The sequence below is a fragment of the Patulibacter defluvii genome, from assembly GCF_034096925.1.
GTDB classification, from domain to species: Bacteria; Actinomycetota; Thermoleophilia; order Solirubrobacterales; family Solirubrobacteraceae; genus Patulibacter; species Patulibacter defluvii.
Genome location: NZ_JAWZSQ010000035.1, coordinates 1 through 16607, shown reverse-complemented (window position 1 = coordinate 16607; position 16607 = coordinate 1). Strand labels below are relative to the sequence as shown.

The window sequence follows — 16607 nt, the reverse complement described above, 5'->3', positions numbered from 1 at the left end:
CCCTCTCCTCCAGGAGCCGTCGGTGCCGGGCGTCTCTTTGAGCGAATCGCCGGCTTCGGTGTGCGATCAAACATCGAGAGCTGCGGCGCTGTCAAGCCGAATCTTTCGCGCTTTTCCCCGTCTCAAGCCGCAATCGCCCAGCACGACTGACGATCGGCGGTGTTGTCGAGTTGAGTTTTTGATGTTTGAATCTGGACGGGGAGCGCAGCCAGCTGGACATCTAACTCTCCGTCAGTTATATCTCTCGACCGTCGTCCGGAGGAGAAGAGGCATGAGGGAGCACGAACGCGTCGGCCACCACGAACGGTCAGGTCCGGCGCGCCGCCGGCGGGCGGCGGTGATCGCCGCGTTCGCGGCCGGCGTCGCGTGCCTGCTGGGCGCGGGTCCGGGGACGGCGAACGCCGCCGATCCGCCGTTCATGCCGATCACCGAGCGGCGGATCCCGCTGCCCGCGGGCTACGAGGCCAGCACCCCGATCTGGACCGCCGACGGCCGCAGCCTGCTGTTCTCGTCCGGCGGCCAGCTGCACCTGGTCGGCGAGAACGGCCGCGGCCTCCGCTGCCTGACCTGCGGCGTGCCGAACGCGCCCAAGATCGAGCCGGCCGTCCAGGAGGCGTTCAAGGACGTCTTCCCCGACGGCAAGCGGATCCTCTACGGCGACTTCACGAAGGCGACCGTGATCGAGTGCGCGCCGAGCGTGCTCGCCTGCGACCGGCGGACGATCGTCCCGATCGAGCTCGGGCTCGGCGACGCCACCGGCGGCGGGCTCGGGGCCGGCGTCTGGCACCTCTCCCCCGACGGCCAGTACCTGGGCTGGACCACCACCCGCGACGACACCCGGCTGATGCTGATCGGCCGGCTCGTGCGCGAGGCGAACCAGTACACCGTCACCGACGTGCGGGTGCTCAACCCGCCCGGCCCCAACGGCCCCGACGACAGCGATCCGCGCGGCTGGACCAACGGCGGCGCGCTCTACGAGCTGAAGAGCTTCTCGAAGGGCGGCCGGGCCGTCACCTACGTGACCAGCCAGTTCGAGGGCAACCCCGACATGTACGAGGTCGACCTGGCGACCGGCCGCCGCACCCGCCTGACCGGCAACGCCGACTGGGACGAGGACGGCGGCGAGTCGCCCGACGGCCAGCTGCTCTCGATGTACAGCGACCGCGGCATGCACCGGGTCGAGACCGCCGGCATGGTCCCGCGGCGCTCGTTCATCGACTACCCGATCTCGATCAACGCGGCGATCTACTACGTCGGCACGCCGCTCGGCTTCCAGTGTGATCTGCAGCCGTGGCTGCTGCCCGCCTCCGGCGACGACGCCGGCCGGCTGCTCGGCCAGCCGCTGACCGTCTACACCGGCGGCGACCTGCACGCCCAGAACAACGTGCCCGGCCGCGGCGCCTGGAACCGCGACAGCACCAAGGTCGCCCTGACCGAGATGTCGTACTCGACCGCGATGGGCACCAACCAGCTGCTGATCTCCGAGCTCGACCGCGCACCGACGACCCCGACCCCGATCGCGTCCTCGCAAGTCGGCTCGTGGGCCGTCACCCCCGACCGCTACCACGGCACCTCGGCCAACAACCGCACGGTCACCGTCCGCGGGCTGCACTCGGGCACGGCCACGATCAGCTCCTACGGCGGGCTCTTCGCTGGCCACCACGCGGTCACGTACCAGCGCTACTCCGACGACGGCCGCAGCTTCATCGACGGCACCGAGTCGGTCGACGTGACGCTCTTCACCGGGATGCCCGCGCGCAACCGGGCCGACATCCGGATCAGCGGCGAGCGCAACGGCTACTTCCGGGCCGACTTCGCGATCGGCCGCCTGCTCGGCCAGCCGAACGCCTCGGGCACCGTCAGCGGCGAGATCGACGGCCACCGCACCTCCGGTCCGGTCCAGCCGCTCGGCCCCTGCCCGCAGGCCCTGCCGCGGCGGCGGCCGCTCGACCTCGAGACGACCGTCGGCCGCGAGGGCCGCCAGCGGGTCCTGACCGCGACCGTCCGCGCCGACCCGGCGCCGACCCAGCGGGCCGAGGGCGGCTTCGGCGACGAGCGGCCGATGACCCGCGCGACCGTCCGCGTCGGCCGCCAGAGCGCCCGCACCGACGACCGCGGCGTGGCCCGGATCACGCTCGACCCGAGCGCCCAGGGAGCGACCGCGGTGACGGCCAGCGCCGGCACCACCTTCGCCCCCACCACCCGCACGGTCGACCTCTCGCGGTCGAACGTCACGCTGGCGGCGCGGGTCCCGAAGCAGTCGCTGGTCCAGGTCGCCCGCCGCGGCCGGCTGCAGGTGCGCTGCGCGCTCGACGCCGACGGCCGCTGCGACGTGACCGTGGCCGTCGGCCGCGCGCTCGCCCAGCGGCTCGGCCTGCGACCGTCGGCCAGCGCCACCCAGGTGACGCTCGGCCGCGCTCGCGGCAGCGTCCGCGGCGGTCGCGTGCGGACGCTGGAGGTGCCCCTCTCGGCCCGCGCGCGGCGGGCCCTGGCGCGGGCCGGTGCCGGCCGCGCCGAACTGATCGTGCGCGTCACCGGCCGCTCTCCGTCGCGGCTGACGACGACCGTCACGCGCCGCACCCGTCCGGGGCGGTGACCTCCGGTCGGGCCCGTGGGGTGGGGACGGACACCCGCCCCACGGGCCCGCCGGTACCCGGCCGCGCGGGCCGGGTCCTCAGCAGGTCCGCATCCGGCGGGTCGCGCGCAGGGTCCGGCCGTCGCTGGTGCGGGCGGTGACGCGGACCGTCCGCCGGCCCGCGGGGCGGCCGCCGACGTCGACCCGGACCCGGTTGCCGCCGGCCCGCCGCGCCCGCACCCGCCGGCCACCGACCGTCGCCCGCACGGTCCGCAGGCGGACGCCGCGAGCGCCGACCCGGACCGTCAGCCGGCGGCCCGGACGGCAGACCGCCGCGGCCGCCGCCGGGGCCGTCGCGGCCGGGGCGGCCGGCTTCGGCGGCGCGGCGATCGTCACCCGCGTCGTCGCCGGCGCCCCCGCGCCGCCGAGCGCCAGCGTCATCCGCAGCCGGCCGCGGTCGTCGACCCGCAGCCGCTGCTCGGGGTCGTCCCCCACCCGCACCCGCGCGACCGCGCCCGGCGCGTAGACCGGCGGCGTCGTGACGACGGCGGTGCCGGTGCCGGTGAGCGCGAAGCCGTGCCGGTCGGCCGCGGCCAGGGCGCTGAACTCCTGAGCGGCGGCGCGGGTCAGCTCGACCCGCCAGCCCCACTGCGCCCAGACCCGGTCGATCGAGTGGTACGAGACCCGCTCGGGCGCGGGCGGCGGCGAGTCGAAGGTCCGCATCAGCGGCCCGACGTAGGCCCGCAGGTCGCGCGCCCAGTACGGCCAGACGTGGGTGCCGAAGACGTAGTCGTCGTAGAAGCTGGGGATCCCGGCCTCGTCGAGGTGGCGCTTGAAGGCCTGGGTCGAGACGTGCGTCAGCTGCTCGATCAGGACCGAGGGCAGGCCGGTCAGCAGCGCCAGCGGGGCGTCGAGGTCGCCGGGCAGGCCGGACGCCGTCCAGAGCCCGATCCACATCCCGCGCAGGTTCTCGACCAGCATCCCGGGATCGTGGCCCTGCCAGTTGATCGCGTTCGCCACCCGGTCGCCGAAGACCGAGCCGTAGGGCTTGCCGTTGAGGCCGACGGTGATCGCCTCGACGATCGCCAGCGCGCCGACGCTGACCAGCGGATCGCGGGTGATCTCGGGGGCGCCCGAGAACGACGCCACCGAGCTGAACATGTCCGGGTGGCGGGCGGCGTAGGTCATCGCGCCGAAGCCGCCCTGCGAGAGCCCGGCGATCGCCCGCCCCTCGCGGCGGGCGCGGGTCCGCAGGCCGCCGTCGATCCACGGCACCAGCTGGCCGACGTGGAACGTCTCCCACTTCGGGGTCCCGTCCGGCTCGGGGTTCATCCAGTCGGCGAACCAGCCGCCGCCGTCGCCGTAGCCGGCGTCCGGCATCACCACGATCAGGTCGCGGCCGGCGGTCGTCTTCTCGACGTCGCCCGCCTGCACCCAGTCGGCGGCGCTGCCGCCGGTGCCGTGGAACAGGTAGAGCACCGGGTAGCGGCGGTCGGGGTGGCGGGCGTAGCCGTCGGGCAGCAGCACCCGCACCTCGACCGGCTGCCGCAGCGCGGCGGTCGCCACCTTCAGCCGCAGCTGGCGGTCGTCGACGGCGCTCCGCTCGACGACGCGGATCCCGTGGCCGTCGCGGAGCGTCGTCGCCGCGGTCGCCGCGCCGCCGTCGGCGGCCGCCGCGATCGCCGGCGCGGCCGCCCCCAGGCCGACCGCGACCACCGTGGCCGCGACGATCCGTCGCCACCGCTCTCCCCGCCCGAAGCGCTCCCTCATGCCCACAGCATCCACGAACAACGATGTTCGTGGCAAGCCGGCGGCTCAGGGGGACGATCGCCAGGCGGCGGCGGAGGCCTCGCGGGCGGCGCGGCGCGACCGCCGCCACGGCCGCAGGAAGGCGGCGACGAGGCCGGCGACGGCGAAGCAGGCGGGGCACATGACTCAGTCCTCCGGGACGACGTGGACGGCGCGGCGGTCGTCGAGGTCGACGTGGATCGTGGCCCGGCCGTCGGCCGCCGCCGTCAGCGCCTCCTCGACCGCGCCGGTGACCCGGTAGCGGGCGCCGGGCCGCAGCCGCGCCAGCTCGAGCGACCGGCGGCCCAGCCCGGCGCCCGGCCGCAGCACCAGCCGCAGGTCCTCGCCGTCGCTGACCGCCCGCGCGACCAGCACCTCGGGATAGGCGCACCCCGCCAGCAGCGGGCCGGCCGCCCACGCCCGCGGCAGGCCGTGGGCGATCCGGTGGCGGTGGGTGGCGACGCCGGCGATCTGGGCCCCGAAGAGCGCGCCGTTGCTGAGCGTGCTGGCCCGCGCGTAGTGCCGGACCCCGCGGTCGAGCACCGGGTCGAGGGTCGCGTCGGCGTCGGCCCGCAGCCGCCCGGCCAGCTCCTCGTCGCCCATCTCGAGCGCCGCCCAGCCGATCGCGGCCACCGCCGTCGCCGGCACCGCCCGGTAGTTGCCGGTGTCGATCCGGTCCCAGCCCTTGAGGTCGATCTCGACCGCCGGCGGCGGACCGTCGGCCGTCGCCGGCGGGATCCGGATCCACTCCTCGCGGACGATCTCGTAGAGCGCCCGCGAGAGGTCGGGGAAGACCGGCGAGAGCTGCCAGATCACCGCCGCGTCGGAGAGGATCGAGGTCATCGCCGGGATCGAGAGCCCGGTCAGCGACGAGCGGATCCCGACCGTGCGGCCGTCGACCGAGAGGAACTCGTCCTCGAACCGGCGCCGGAACGACGGCAGGATCCGGGCCGCGTGGTCGCTGCCGTGGAGCCGGTCGTGGACCGGCAGCGGCAGCACCCCGTAGCCGTTGCAGAGCGCGTAGATCCAGTTCGGCTCGCACGGATAGAGCGTGTAGGCCGAGCGCGAGAAGTTCTCCACCAGCGCGTCGACCAGGCCGTGGAAGTCGTAGGCGTAGACCTGCCCGCTCGGGTGCCGGAAGCTGATCGAGCCCGGCCGCGAGTAGTGGTCGTCGCCGGTGTTGGAGACGTAGCTGGCGATCTGGTAGGCCAGCCAGCCGGTCAGCATGATGTTGTCGCGCGGGACCGGGTCGGGCGCGTGGCGGAGGTGGCCCCAGAGCGACTCCTTGGCCCAGTACGACCAGTTGATCCGGGCCTGCCACTTGTCGATCAGGTTCCGCTGGGCCTGGCTCAGGTAGCCGTGGAAGGCCGGGGTGCGGGCGTACTGCATCGCCGACAGCGCGTGCGAGAGCGTCGTCAGCTGGTAGCGGATCGAGCTGGTCTGGAACTGCTCGATCCGGTCGAAGCCCGCGAACTCGTCGAGCGGCTGCAGCGCGCGGTCGAGCAGGAACCGCGAGAAGGCCAGCTCGTCGGGGCGCAGCTCGGGACCGACCCGGGGCTCGGCGGCGGGCGGCGCGCCACGGCGGGCGCCGACGGTGACGGTGGCGGTGGCGGCCGTGGCGGTGGCGGTGGCGGCCTCGTCGGCGCGGCGGCGGTCGAGCAGCGCGCTGCGGCGCGCGCGGCGCTCCAGCGCCCGCCGGTGGCCGCGCTCGCGCAGCGCCCAGGCGCCGGCCAGCGAGGCGCCGGCGGCCAACGGCAGCGCCCGGCCGGCCCCCGGCCAGCGGACCTCGCGGCGGCCGGCGTCGGCGGCGGTGCCGAGCCAGACCGCGACCGGCGCGACCAGGTTGCCGCTGCCCAGCCAGGCCACCAGCGAGGTCGCGAAGCCGGCCTGGGTCGCCGCCCAGGCCAGCGGCCGGCCGCCGCTCAGGTAGCCCGCGCCGGGCGCGATCAGGCCGACGGCGGCGTTGCCCGCCGGTCGCCGGCCCGCGGCCCGGGCCAGCAGCCCGCCGGCGGCGACGGTGGCGGCGTAGGCGCCCGCGGTCCGTCGCAGGCGGGCGGTGGTGACCGGGCCGTCGGGGCGCTCGCGGCCCGGCAGCGCGCCGATCGGCGGCGGCGCCAGCGCCTGCTCCGGCCGCAGATAGTCGGCCGCGGGCGGGGCGACGGTCGGCGCGCTCACCGGTCGCTCCCGCGCTCGATCCGGACCCAGCCGGCGGCGAGCGCCAGCCAGCCGGCGCCGTGGTGGACAGCGTCGGGCAGGCCGCCGTCGACCAGCACCATCGCGGTCAGGTGGTGGTCGACGATCGGCGCCAGCGTCCAGGCCGCCCCGACCAGCAGCAGACCCGGTCCCGAGACCAGCTGCCGCCGCAGCCCGGGCCGCAGCAGCGCCGCCAGCAGCAGCGGCGCGGCCAGCAGCCCGACCGGCGGGCCGACGATCTGGGCCGCGCCGGCCAGCGCCAGCAGCGCCTGGGTGATCGCCGCCGCCACCAGCCCGGCGGCGAGCGCGATCGCGACCCCGGCCGCCGACAGCCCGGCGGCGGCGACGAGCGACGGGCCGGCGCGCCGCGGGGGCGCGGAAAGGGCGATGCCGTTCCTCCTCATGGCCCGACTCTGGCGGGCGCCGCGCTCCACCGGAAGGGCCGATCCGCCCCAAACCGCGCCCGCGATGGTGCAGACTGCACCCGATGCCGGGACTGCTGGAGCTGGTCGCCGAGGACCTGACCGGCGACGTCGACCGCTACGGCGAGCGGGTGCTGGCCCAGATCGCCCGCGAGCTGCCGCCGATCGTCGCCGACGGCGAGCTGCGGCGGCTGGCCCACAGCGGCACGATCGCGCTGCTGCGGCAGTTCGCCGAGGCGCTGCGGGTCGGCCTGGCCGCCGACCACCACGCGCCGCCGGCGACCACCGCCTACGCGATCCGGCTGGCCGCCGCCGGGGTCCCGCTGACCGACGTCCTGCGCTCCTACCGGCTCGGCCAGGAGGCGGTGATCGGGGTCGCGACCGAACTCGCCGGCCGCGCCGACGACCCCGATCCACGGGCCGCCCTCAGCGACCTGATCGGTCGCTCGTTCCGGTTCGTCGACGGCGTCGTCGGCGACATCACCCACAGCTACCAGGGCGAGCGCGACCGGGTCCTGCGCCGCGACCAGGCCCGCGGGGCGGCGATCGTCGCCCGGCTGCTGGCCGGCGAGCCGGTCGCCCGCGAGCGGGCCGAGCGGACGCTCCGCTACCGGCTCGACGGGCCGCACCTGGCCCTCGTCTGCTGGAGCGCGGCGAGCGAGGAGGGCGAGCCGGCGGCGCCGGTCGAGCGGCTGACCGAGGCGGTCCGGCCGCTGACCGCCGGCCGCCCGCTGGTGCTCGCCGACGGACCGGCGGCGGCCGTCGCCTGGGTGACGCGGGCCGACGAGCCCGACCCGCGCGAGGCGGCGGCGCTGGCCGCGGCGCTCGCCCCCGCCGGGCTGCGGGTGGCGCTCGGCGATCCGCGCCCGGGACCGGCCGGCTTCGTCCGCTCGCGCCAGCAGGCCGACCGCGCCGCCGCCCACGCCCGCCGCGACCCGGGGCCGACGGTCGTCCGCCACCGCGACGTCGCGCTGCTGACGCTGCTGCTGGCCGACGAGCCGGCCGCCCGCGCCTTCGCCCGCGACGAGCTGGGCCCGCTGGCCGGCGACGACCCGGCCAGCGCGCGGCTGCGGGCCGCGCTCACCGCCCTCCACGCCGCCGGCCACGACCGCTCGCGGGCGGCCCGCGCGCTCGGCGTCCACCGCAACACCGTCGCCCGCCGGCTGCGGCGGGCCGAGGAGCGGCTGGGGCGGCCGCTGGAAGCCCGTCCGCGCGAGCTGGAGGCGGCGCTGGCGATCGTCGCCGCGCTCGACGCGCGCCGCCCGGGCGAGCCCGGCTAGGCTGGCCGGGCGATGGTGGCCGTCCCGACCCCGACCGAGCAGCGCGAGCTGCTGAGCGCCGCCCGCCGCGGCGACCCCGGCGCCTACGACCGGCTGGTCGAGCCGCACCGGCGCGAGCTGCAGGCCCACTGCTACCGGATGCTCGGCTCGCTGCACGACGCCGAGGACGCGCTCCAGGACGCGCTGCTGCGGGCCTGGAAGGGCCTGGCCCGGTTCGAGGGCCGCAGCTCGACCCGCTCGTGGCTCTACAAGATCGCCACCAACAGCTGCCTCGACCAGATCGCGCGGCGCCCGAAGCGGGTGCTGCCGATGGACTACGGCCCGCCGACCGACGCCCACGGCGGACCGGGCGCGCCGCTGACCGAGTCGGTCTGGATCGACCCCTACCCCGACGAGCAGCTGGGGGTCGAGGACGGCTACGCCGCGCCGGCCGCCCGCTACGAGCAGCGCGAGGGCGTCGAGCTGGCCTTCATCGCCGCGCTCCAGCACCTGCCCGCCCGGCAGCGGGCGGCGCTGATCCTCTTCGAGGTCCTCGGCTACTCCGCGCGCGAGGTCGCCGAGGCGCTCGACACCAGCGTCGCGTCGGTCAACAGCGCGCTCCAGCGAGCCCGCAAGACGGTCGCCGAGAAGCACCCCGAGCAGAGCCAGCAGCAGACGCTGCGGGCGCTCGGCGACGAGCAGGTGACGGCGGTCGTGGCCCGCTACGCCGAGGCCTGGGAGCGCGGCGACGTCGACGCGATCGCCGCGATGCTGGTCGAGGACGCGGCGATCACGATGCCGCCGATGGCGACCTGGTTCCGCGGCGAGCAGCTGCTGGTCTTCCTCCGCGAGTGGGCGTTCAACGGCCGCGTCTACGACGCGCTCGGGCGGCGGCGGGTGAAGGTGGTGCCGACGACCGCCAACGGCCAGCCCGCCTTCGGCACCTACAGCTGGGATCCCGAGCACGGCAGCCACCGGCCGACGGTGCTCCAGGTGCTGACCCTGCGCGGCGAGCGGATCGTCGAGATCACCGGCTTCGTCTCGCCGGAGGTCTTCCCCCGCTTCGGCCTGCCCGCCGAGCTGCCGTAGCGCCGCGTCGTCCGGCCGCGATGAGTTTCGCGGCCACCGTCGGTCCTTGTTGCCGACGGGCGCACTCCGCCGCCCGCCGAGCCCGAGACCGGAGCGAGCGATGTGCAGTGAGGCAGACGACCAGGCCCGCCGGACGATGGCGCTGCCGCCCGTGGTCGACCGCGCCACCTGGCTGGCGGCGCGGCGCGACCTGCTGGAGCGCGAGCGCGAGGCGGCGCGGCTGGCCGAGGCGCTGGCCGCCCGTCGCCGCCAGCTGCCGATGGTCGCGATCGACAAGGCCTACCGCTTCGACGGCCTCGACGGACCGGCCGGGCTGCTCGACCTGTTCGAGGGCCGGCGGCAGCTGATCGTCTACCACTTCATGTTCGACCCGACCTGGGACGCCGGCTGCACCGGCTGCACCGCGTTCGTCGACAACCTCTGCCACCTGCCCGACCTGCACGCCCGCGAGACGACGCTGGTGCTGGTCTCGCGCGCGCCGCAGCGGAAGCTCGAGCCGTACCGCCGCCGGCGCGGCTGGCGGCTGCCGTGGTACTCGTCGTTCGGCAGCGAGTTCAACTACGACTTCCACGTCACGCTCGACCCGCGGGTGGCGCCGGCGGTCTACGACTACCGCAGCGCCGACGAGCTGCGCGAGGCGGGGATGCCGTGGTTCGCGTCCGGCGAGCAGCCCGGTCTGAGCGTCTTCCTGCGCGAGGGCGAGCAGGTCTTCCACAGCTACTCGGCCTACGCCAGCACCCTCGAGCAGATCGTCCCCTTCGCGCAGCTGCTCGACCTGACCCCGCTCGGGCGCCAGGACGACTGCTGCTAGGCCCCCTCGCCCTCCAGCAGGCCGTGGTCGAGCGCGTAGCGGACCAGCTCGGCGCGCGAGGAGCGACGGATCTTCTGCTGGATGTGGGCCCGGTGCGACTCCACCGTCCGCACCGAGAGGAACAGCTGCTCGCCGATCTCGCCGTTGGTGTGGCCGAGGGCGATCAGCCGCAGCACCTCCAGCTCGCGCGGGCTGAGGTCGTCGGGCGGACCGCTCGGCGGCGGCTCGGCGGCGATCCGGGCGCCCAGCGACGGATGCAGGTAGGTCTGGCCGCGGGTCGCCATCCGGACCGCCTGGACCAGCTCCTCGTCGGCCGCCTCCTTCAGCACGTAGCCGAGCGCCCCCGACCGCAGCGCCTCACGCGCGAACGCCGGGTCCTGCTGCATCGTCAGCACCACGATCGCCGTCCCCGGCGCCTGCTCCCGCATCCGCGGGATCGCCGACAGGCTCGACTCACCCGGCATGTTCAGGTCGAGCACCAGCACGTCCGGCGCGTAGGCCAGGAGCGCGCGCAGCGCCCCCGCCACGTCGCCCGCCTCGGCCACGACCTCGAAGTCCGGCTCCGCCTCGAGCACCAGCCGCAGGCCGCTGCGGACGATCGCGTGGTCGTCGGCGAGGGCGATCCGCACGCGCGGCGACTCGGGCGTGGCGTGGTCGTCCGGACCGGGCATCGGGGTGACGGTAGCGGACCCGGGTCCTCGTCCGTACGGGCTACGGATCAGCCCTGCGGCGGAGCGCCGATGGCACGGCGATCGGCCGTTCGTACGGTGGTGGACGATGTTCCACCGGATCCTCGTCGGCGTCGACGGCGTGTCGTCGTCCGACGGTGCGCTGCGGCTGGCCGCCCGGCTGGCCGCGCCGGAGGCGACGATCGTCGTCGTCCACGTGCTGCGCGCCGGTGGGCCCACCACGATCGGCCACCGGCCGCGGCTGCGGCTGCGCGAGCGCACCACCGCCGTCCTCGAGCGCGCCCGGGAGCTGCTCGGCGACCGGGCCGGCGTCGAGTACCTGACGCCGGTCGCCGAGCGGGTGGCGGACGGCCTCCACCGGGTCGCGGACGGCTACCGCTGCGACCTGATCGTGGTCGGCGCGAGTCGCCGCGACGGGGTCGCCGCGGCCGTGCTGCGGGGCGACGCCGCGGCCACGATCCGCCGCGCTCCGTGCCCGGTCGCGGTCGTCCCGCCGCTGGACGGCTGACCGAGCCCGGACCGCGCGGCCCCCGGCGACCCGCCACAATCCACGACCCCCGGACCCCCCGCCGGACGAGGAACGATGGACGACACCCCGCTCGACGAAGCGTGCCTGCGCCGCCTGATCGCGGTCGGCCGCTCGCTGGTCGAAGAGCTCGATCGCGAGACGCTGCTCGACCAGATCCTGAGCGCCGCCCAGGAGCTGACCGGAGCCCGCTACGCGGCGCTCGGGATCCTCGACGGCGAGCGCGAGCACCTGGCCCGCTTCCTGACCCAGGGCGTCGACGAACCGGCCCGCCAGGCGATCGGCAACCTCCCCCACGGCCGCGGCATCCTCGGCGTGCTGATCCGCGAGCCGCGGCCGCTGCGGCTGCCGAACCTGCAGCACCACCCGCGCTCGTACGGCTTCCCCGACCGCCACCCGCCGATGACGACCTTCCTCGGCGCGCCGATCGTCGTCCGCGGCGAGGCCTGGGGCAACCTCTACCTGACCGAGAAGGCGAGCGGCGAGTTCACCGCCGGCGACGAGGAGACGCTCGTGATCCTCGCCGACTGGGCGGCGGTCGCGGTCGAGAACGCGCATCTCTACGAGAGCGTCCGCCGCCGCCACGACGAGCTCCAGCGGACCCACCAGCGGCTCTCGACCGCGGTCGCGATCGGCCGCGCGATCGGGACCGAGACCGCCCTCGACCGGGTCCTCGAGCTGGTGGCCAAGCGCGCCCGCTCGCTGCTCGACGCCCGCGCGATGGTGGTCCTGCTGAGCGAGGGCGACCAGTTCGTGCCCGCCGCCGTCGCCGGCGAGATCGACCGCAGCATCCGCCAGGCGCGGGTCGATCGCGACCTGACGACGGCCGGCGAGGTCCTGGCGGCCGGTCGGCCTCGGCGGATGCCGGCCTCCGAGCTGCGGATCCCCGCCGACCGCTTCGGCGTCCGCGGCGCGTCGAACGCGCTGCTGGTGCCGATGACCTTCCGCAGCCGCGGGCTCGGCGTGCTGGTCGCGCTGGACCGCTTCGCCGATCCCGACGGCAACGCCTTCACCAGCGAGGACGAGGAGACGCTGGCCGCCGTCGCCGCCACCGCCGCCTACGCGATCGCGACCGCCCAGACCGTCGGCGAGGAGCGGCTGCGCGAGGCGCTGGAGAGCTCCGAGCGCGAGCGTCGCCGCTGGGCGCGCGAGCTGCACGACGAGACGCTGCAGGGTCTCGGCGGGCTCCAGCTGCAGCTCTCCTCGGCGCTGCGACGGAGCGACGAGGGCGCGCTCGGCGAGACGGTCCGCGACGTCGTCGACCAGATCTCGCTCGAGATCCAGAAGCTGCGGACGCTGATCACCGAGCTGCGGCCGGCGGCGCTCGACGAGCTCGGCCTGGCGCCGGCGATCGAGAGCCTGGCCCGCGACGTCGGGGCGACCAGCGGGCTCTCGATCGACGTCGCGATCGACCTCGAGGACGCGGTCGAGCCGGGCCAGCGGCTGCCCTCCGACCTCGAGACCACGGTCTACCGGATCGTTCAGGAGGCGCTGACCAACGTCGTCAAGCACGCCGGCGCCGACCGGGCCGCGATCGAGGTCCTGGCCGGCGACGGCGAGCTGCGCGTGGCCGTCCGCGACGACGGCGTCGGGATCGACCCCGCCCGTCTCGACGGCCGCAGCGGCTTCGGCGTCACCGGCATGCGCGAGCGGGTCCAGCTGGTCGGCGGCAGCCTGGCGCTGCGGCCCGGCGAGGCCGGCGGCACCGTGCTCGAGGCGCGGCTCCCGCTCGGCGGCTGAGCGCGGCCGGGGCCGCCGCTACGGCTGCGGCTCGTGCTCGGCCAGGTAGTCGGACAGGTGGCCGCCGGCGATCTTGGCCGGGGGCCACCAGAGCGGCTCGCGCGAGGTGATCGTCCGCCAGCGCGCGTCGTCGCCGTCGCGCTCGGCCCGCAGGTAGAGCGTTCCGCGGCCGTCGAGCATCGCGGCGCGCAGCGTCTCCATCCGCGACGGCAGCGGCAGCGGGTCGTCGATCGCCAGCGCCCGCACGAGGTCGGCCGCCGCCACCTCCGCCTGCTGGAGCGCCAGGCCGCCCTGCTTGACGTCGTGGGCGGCGCCGTCGCCGACCGCCCAGACGTCGGCGACGCCGAGCACGCGGCCGGCCGCGTCGACCGGCAGGAAGCCGCGGCGGTCGTGCGGCAGGCCGGGGAGGAAGGGGCCGCGCGGCTGGGCCAGCGCGATCACCGCGTCGGCCGCGAAGGCGCCCTCGTCCGGCATCCAGACGATCCCGTCGGCGAAGCGGTCGGGCTGGCTGCCGGTCCGCAGCTCGACGCCGCGGCGCGCCAGCAGCGCCGCGATCGCGCGGCCGACGGCGTCGCCGAAGGCGGCCAGCGGCGACGGCTCGGCGGTGATCACGACGATCTCGATCGAGGTCGGGGCCTCGTGGGCGAGCAGCAGCGCGCACTCGTAGGCGGGCAGCGACCAGCCGACGCCGGCGGGCACGACGACCGCCAGCCGCCGGACCCGGCCCGCCCGCACCCGCTCGACCAGCCGCGCGAACGCCGGCTCGTCGCCGCGGTCGCCGAGGGTCACCGCGCCGGCCACGGCCGCGTGCGGCACCGCGCCGGTGGCGAGCACCAGCGCGCGGTAGCCGATCCGGCCGCCCTCGGCCGTCGTCAGCTCGTGGCGCTCGGGGTCGACCGACGCGAGCCGGTCGACGACCATCCCGGCGCCCTGCTCGACGACCAGCTGGTCGAGGGCGACGGTCTGGGCCATGTCGGGCACCAGGCCCGCGTAGGCGGCCAGCGGGCGGTAGCGGTAGTGCGCGTCCGGGGCCACCAGCGTCACGCGGAGGTCGTCGGCCGCGCGGGCGCGGAGCGCGAGCAGCACCTCGACCGCCGCCGTGCCGCCGCCGACGATGGCCACGTCGGTCCGCGCGGCGATCGGGCGGGCCGCCAGCGGGCGCGAGGCGAGAGCGGAACGGGACATGCCGGCGACGCTACGCCCGCCGCTCCGCCGCACCATCCGCGCGGACCGCGCGTCGCGCTCCGTAGCTTCTACGGAGCGGGTCGCGACCCGCGGGTTCCCACCCCGGCAGTCCGTGGAGTGCCGCCGCCGGACCGGAGGACTACGGAGCGACGATGTGGCGGCGAGCCGATGGCGCGTGGACGCTCGCGGTTGATGATCGATGCATCATCAGAAGCGACCGAGGAACCGCAATGACCGACACCATCATCGCCGCCTATGACGGGAACGACGGCGGCCGCGACGCCCTCGCCCTGGCGACCGTCCTGGCCGACGCCGTCCCCGGTACGGCGCTCGCCGTCACCACCGCCTACGCCTACCGCCCGACCGGCCACGACGCGCCGGACGCCTGGCACAAGCTGATCCGCGACGACGCCGCCGACCGGCTCGCCGGCGCCCGCGAGATCTGCGGCGACCGTCCCGACACGACCTTCGTCGTCAGCCGCGGAACGTCGCCGGCCGACGGGCTCCAGCAGCTGGCCGAGGAGCTCGACGCACGGGCGATCGTCGTCGGCGAGAACCACCTCGGCCCGCTCGGGCGGATCGCGGTCGGCAGCGTCACCGAGCAGACCCTCCACGGCGCCCCCTGTGCGGTGGTCGTCGCCCCCGCCGGCTACGCGGCCAGCCCCGCGCCGCCGTCCACGATCGGCGTCGCCGACGACGGCGGACCCGAGTCGCGGGCGGCGCTCGCCCAGGCGGTCGCGCTGGCCCACCGGACCGGCGCCCGGCTGCGCGTGATCCACGTGCTGCCGAAGGAGGTCATCTGGTACGCCGGCTACGGCGGCGCGACGGTGCTGGCGGAGATGCGCGCGGCCGTCCGCGAGGACCTGGAGCGGACCGCCGCCGCGATCGAGGGCGTCGCCGAGGTCGAGACGCTGCTGCTGGAGGGCGATCCCGCGACCGAGCTGGGCCGCGTCGCCGAGCACCTCGACCTGCTGGTGATCGGCTCGCGCAACCGCGGTCCGCTGCAGCGGGTGATGCTCGGCAGCGTCAGCTCGCGGCTGGTCCGCCAGGCCCACTGCCCGCTGGTCGTCCTCCCCCGCTCGGCCGTCACCGAGGAGCACGCGCCGGCGACCGACGACGAGGCGTCCGCGACCGTGGCCGCTTGACCCGCGCCCGGCCCGACCGGGTCCGGCGCCACGACGGCGCGACGCCCACGCGCGCATCTCCGACGTCCGTGGTCGGGATGCTGTGCTACCGTCGCCGGGCCCGTGATTAGGCCAGCCGAACCTCGCCGCCTGGCGGTCGCCGTCGCCCTGGCCTGCGGCCTGGTTCCGGTGGCCGCCGTGGTCGGCCCGGCGAGCGGCCTACCGCTCGCTCCGAGCGCCGCGCAGGCCGCCCGGCCGGGACCGATCGACCGCGCCGTCCGGCGGCTGCAGGACGCCCAGCAGCGCGACGGCGGCTTCGCCGCCCGGCCCGGCGGGAAGAGCGACCCGGCCCTCAGCGCCTGGGTCGGCCTGGCCCTGGCCGCCGTCGGGATCCACCCCGCCGACCAGCCGCGTCGCGGACGGACCACGCTCGACTACCTGCTGGCCGCCGGCGGCAGGCTCGACGACAGCGGCGACCTGGCGCGGCTGCTGCTGGTGCTCGCTCCCGCCGGCCGCGGCGACGCGCCGGTCGCCGAGCGCGCCCGCCGGCTGCTGCGGGAGCGGCAGGCCGCCGACGGCGGCTTCGGCGCCCGCGCCGGCGGCGCCCCGCGGGTCGACGCGACCGCCTTCGCGCTGCTCGCCCTGGCCGACGACCCCGCCGCCGCCGACGCCCGCGAGCGCGCCACGGCCTGGCTCCGGGCCGCCGCCCACCAGGCCCGGCAGGGTCGCGGCTGGGGCACGACCGCCGGCAGCGCCCCGCGCCCGGCGGAGACCGCGCTGGCGATGCAGGCGCTGGCGGCCGGCGACCCGAGCGACGGCGACGCCTACAACGGCCAGCTGTTCCTGCGCGGCGCCACGCGCGAGGACGGCGGCTACCGCGACGGCGGCCGCGGGTCCGACCCGGTCGCGACGGCCTGGGCGATGCAGGCGCTGCGCGCGACCGGCGTCCCGCCGTCGACCTTCACCACCTTCGGCGCCAGCCCCCGCGACTACCTGACCGCCGCCCAGCACGAGGACGGCGGCTTCGGCTCGGTGCTCGACACCGCCCGCGTGCTGCCGGGGCTGAACGCCCGCGCCTTCCCGCTCGCGCGCGTCGGCCGCGTCGTAGCTGCCCTCCGGCGGCGCGAACCGGAAGCTGCCGTCGGGGTTGGTCGCGGCGCCGTCGGCGACGGTGATCGTGCCGTGGGCGATCGGGCTGGCGATGTA

13 protein-coding genes are annotated in these 16607 nt (G+C 76.5%); 7 read left to right on the top strand and 6 right to left on the bottom strand.

The genetic code is table 11. From position 1 onward, the window contains the following. Positions 1 to 271 precede the first annotated feature (271 nt). On the top strand, positions 272 to 2596 hold the full coding sequence (locus SH587_RS23045; protein WP_320673011.1) for a hypothetical protein: 2325 nt from the start codon (positions 272 to 274) through the stop codon (positions 2594 to 2596). A 78-nt stretch (positions 2597 to 2674) separates the two neighbouring features. On the opposite strand, the gene SH587_RS23040 is transcribed toward SH587_RS23045, so the two are convergent. From SH587_RS23040 to SH587_RS23030, 3 genes are all read right to left on the bottom strand, one after another. After that, positions 2675 to 4345, bottom strand: a complete 1671-nt coding sequence (locus SH587_RS23040; protein ID WP_320673010.1) for an alpha/beta hydrolase — start codon at positions 4343 to 4345, stop codon at positions 2675 to 2677. A 165-nt stretch (positions 4346 to 4510) separates the two neighbouring features. Then, positions 4511 to 6538, bottom strand: a complete 2028-nt coding sequence (locus SH587_RS23035) for a linalool dehydratase/isomerase domain-containing protein (protein WP_320673009.1) — start codon at positions 6536 to 6538, stop codon at positions 4511 to 4513. Next, entirely contained in the window at positions 6535 to 6960 is a 426-nt protein-coding gene (locus tag SH587_RS23030; RefSeq protein WP_320673008.1) for a hypothetical protein, read from the bottom strand. The genes SH587_RS23035 and SH587_RS23030 overlap by 4 nt, the downstream gene beginning before the upstream one ends. An 83-nt stretch (positions 6961 to 7043) precedes the next feature. On the opposite strand from SH587_RS23030, the gene SH587_RS23025 reads away from it, so the two are divergent. From SH587_RS23025 to SH587_RS23015, 3 genes are all read left to right on the top strand, one after another. Continuing rightward, positions 7044 to 8258: a PucR family transcriptional regulator gene (locus SH587_RS23025; protein ID WP_320673007.1), complete on the top strand. Its 1215-nt coding sequence runs from the start codon at positions 7044 to 7046 to the stop codon at positions 8256 to 8258. Positions 8259 to 8270: 12 nt separating this feature from the next. Next, positions 8271 to 9326, top strand: coding sequence for a sigma-70 family RNA polymerase sigma factor (locus SH587_RS23020; RefSeq protein WP_320673006.1), 1056 nt, complete (start codon positions 8271 to 8273; stop codon positions 9324 to 9326). A 100-nt stretch (positions 9327 to 9426) separates the two neighbouring features. After that, positions 9427 to 10137, top strand: a complete 711-nt coding sequence (locus SH587_RS23015) for a DUF899 domain-containing protein (protein WP_320673005.1) — start codon at positions 9427 to 9429, stop codon at positions 10135 to 10137. Here the strand turns inward: SH587_RS23015 and SH587_RS23010 are convergent. Further along, positions 10134 to 10808, bottom strand: coding sequence for a response regulator (locus tag SH587_RS23010; protein ID WP_320673004.1), 675 nt, complete (start codon positions 10806 to 10808; stop codon positions 10134 to 10136). The two genes, SH587_RS23015 and SH587_RS23010, sit on opposite strands and share 4 nt — an antisense overlap. Positions 10809 to 10914: 106 nt before the next feature. Here SH587_RS23010 and SH587_RS23005 point away from each other — a divergent pair, with 106 nt between their 5' ends. Next, positions 10915 to 11334 carry a universal stress protein gene (locus SH587_RS23005; RefSeq protein ID WP_320673003.1) on the top strand — a complete coding sequence of 140 codons (420 nt, stop codon included), beginning with the start codon at positions 10915 to 10917 and terminating at the stop codon, positions 11332 to 11334. 75 nt (positions 11335 to 11409) lie between these two features. Then, the gene (locus SH587_RS23000; RefSeq protein WP_320673002.1) at positions 11410 to 13092 is read left to right on the top strand and encodes a sensor histidine kinase; all 1683 of its coding nucleotides are present in this window, start codon (positions 11410 to 11412) and stop codon (positions 13090 to 13092) included. Positions 13093 to 13110: 18 nt separating this feature from the next. On the opposite strand, the gene SH587_RS22995 is transcribed toward SH587_RS23000, so the two are convergent. Further along, the gene (locus tag SH587_RS22995; protein WP_320673001.1) at positions 13111 to 14277 is read right to left on the bottom strand and encodes an NAD(P)/FAD-dependent oxidoreductase; all 1167 of its coding nucleotides are present in this window, start codon (positions 14275 to 14277) and stop codon (positions 13111 to 13113) included. A 230-nt stretch (positions 14278 to 14507) separates the two neighbouring features. On the opposite strand from SH587_RS22995, the gene SH587_RS22990 reads away from it, so the two are divergent. Beyond that, complete coding sequence (locus SH587_RS22990; protein ID WP_320673000.1) at positions 14508 to 15422, top strand: universal stress protein; 915 nt, start codon at positions 14508 to 14510, stop codon at positions 15420 to 15422. Positions 15423 to 15620: 198 nt separating this feature from the next. Here the strand turns inward: SH587_RS22990 and SH587_RS24710 are convergent, their stop codons facing one another. Continuing rightward, entirely contained in the window at positions 15621 to 16577 is a 957-nt protein-coding gene (locus tag SH587_RS24710) for a hypothetical protein (RefSeq protein ID WP_445974776.1), read from the bottom strand. Positions 16578 to 16607: the final 30 nt, after the last annotated feature.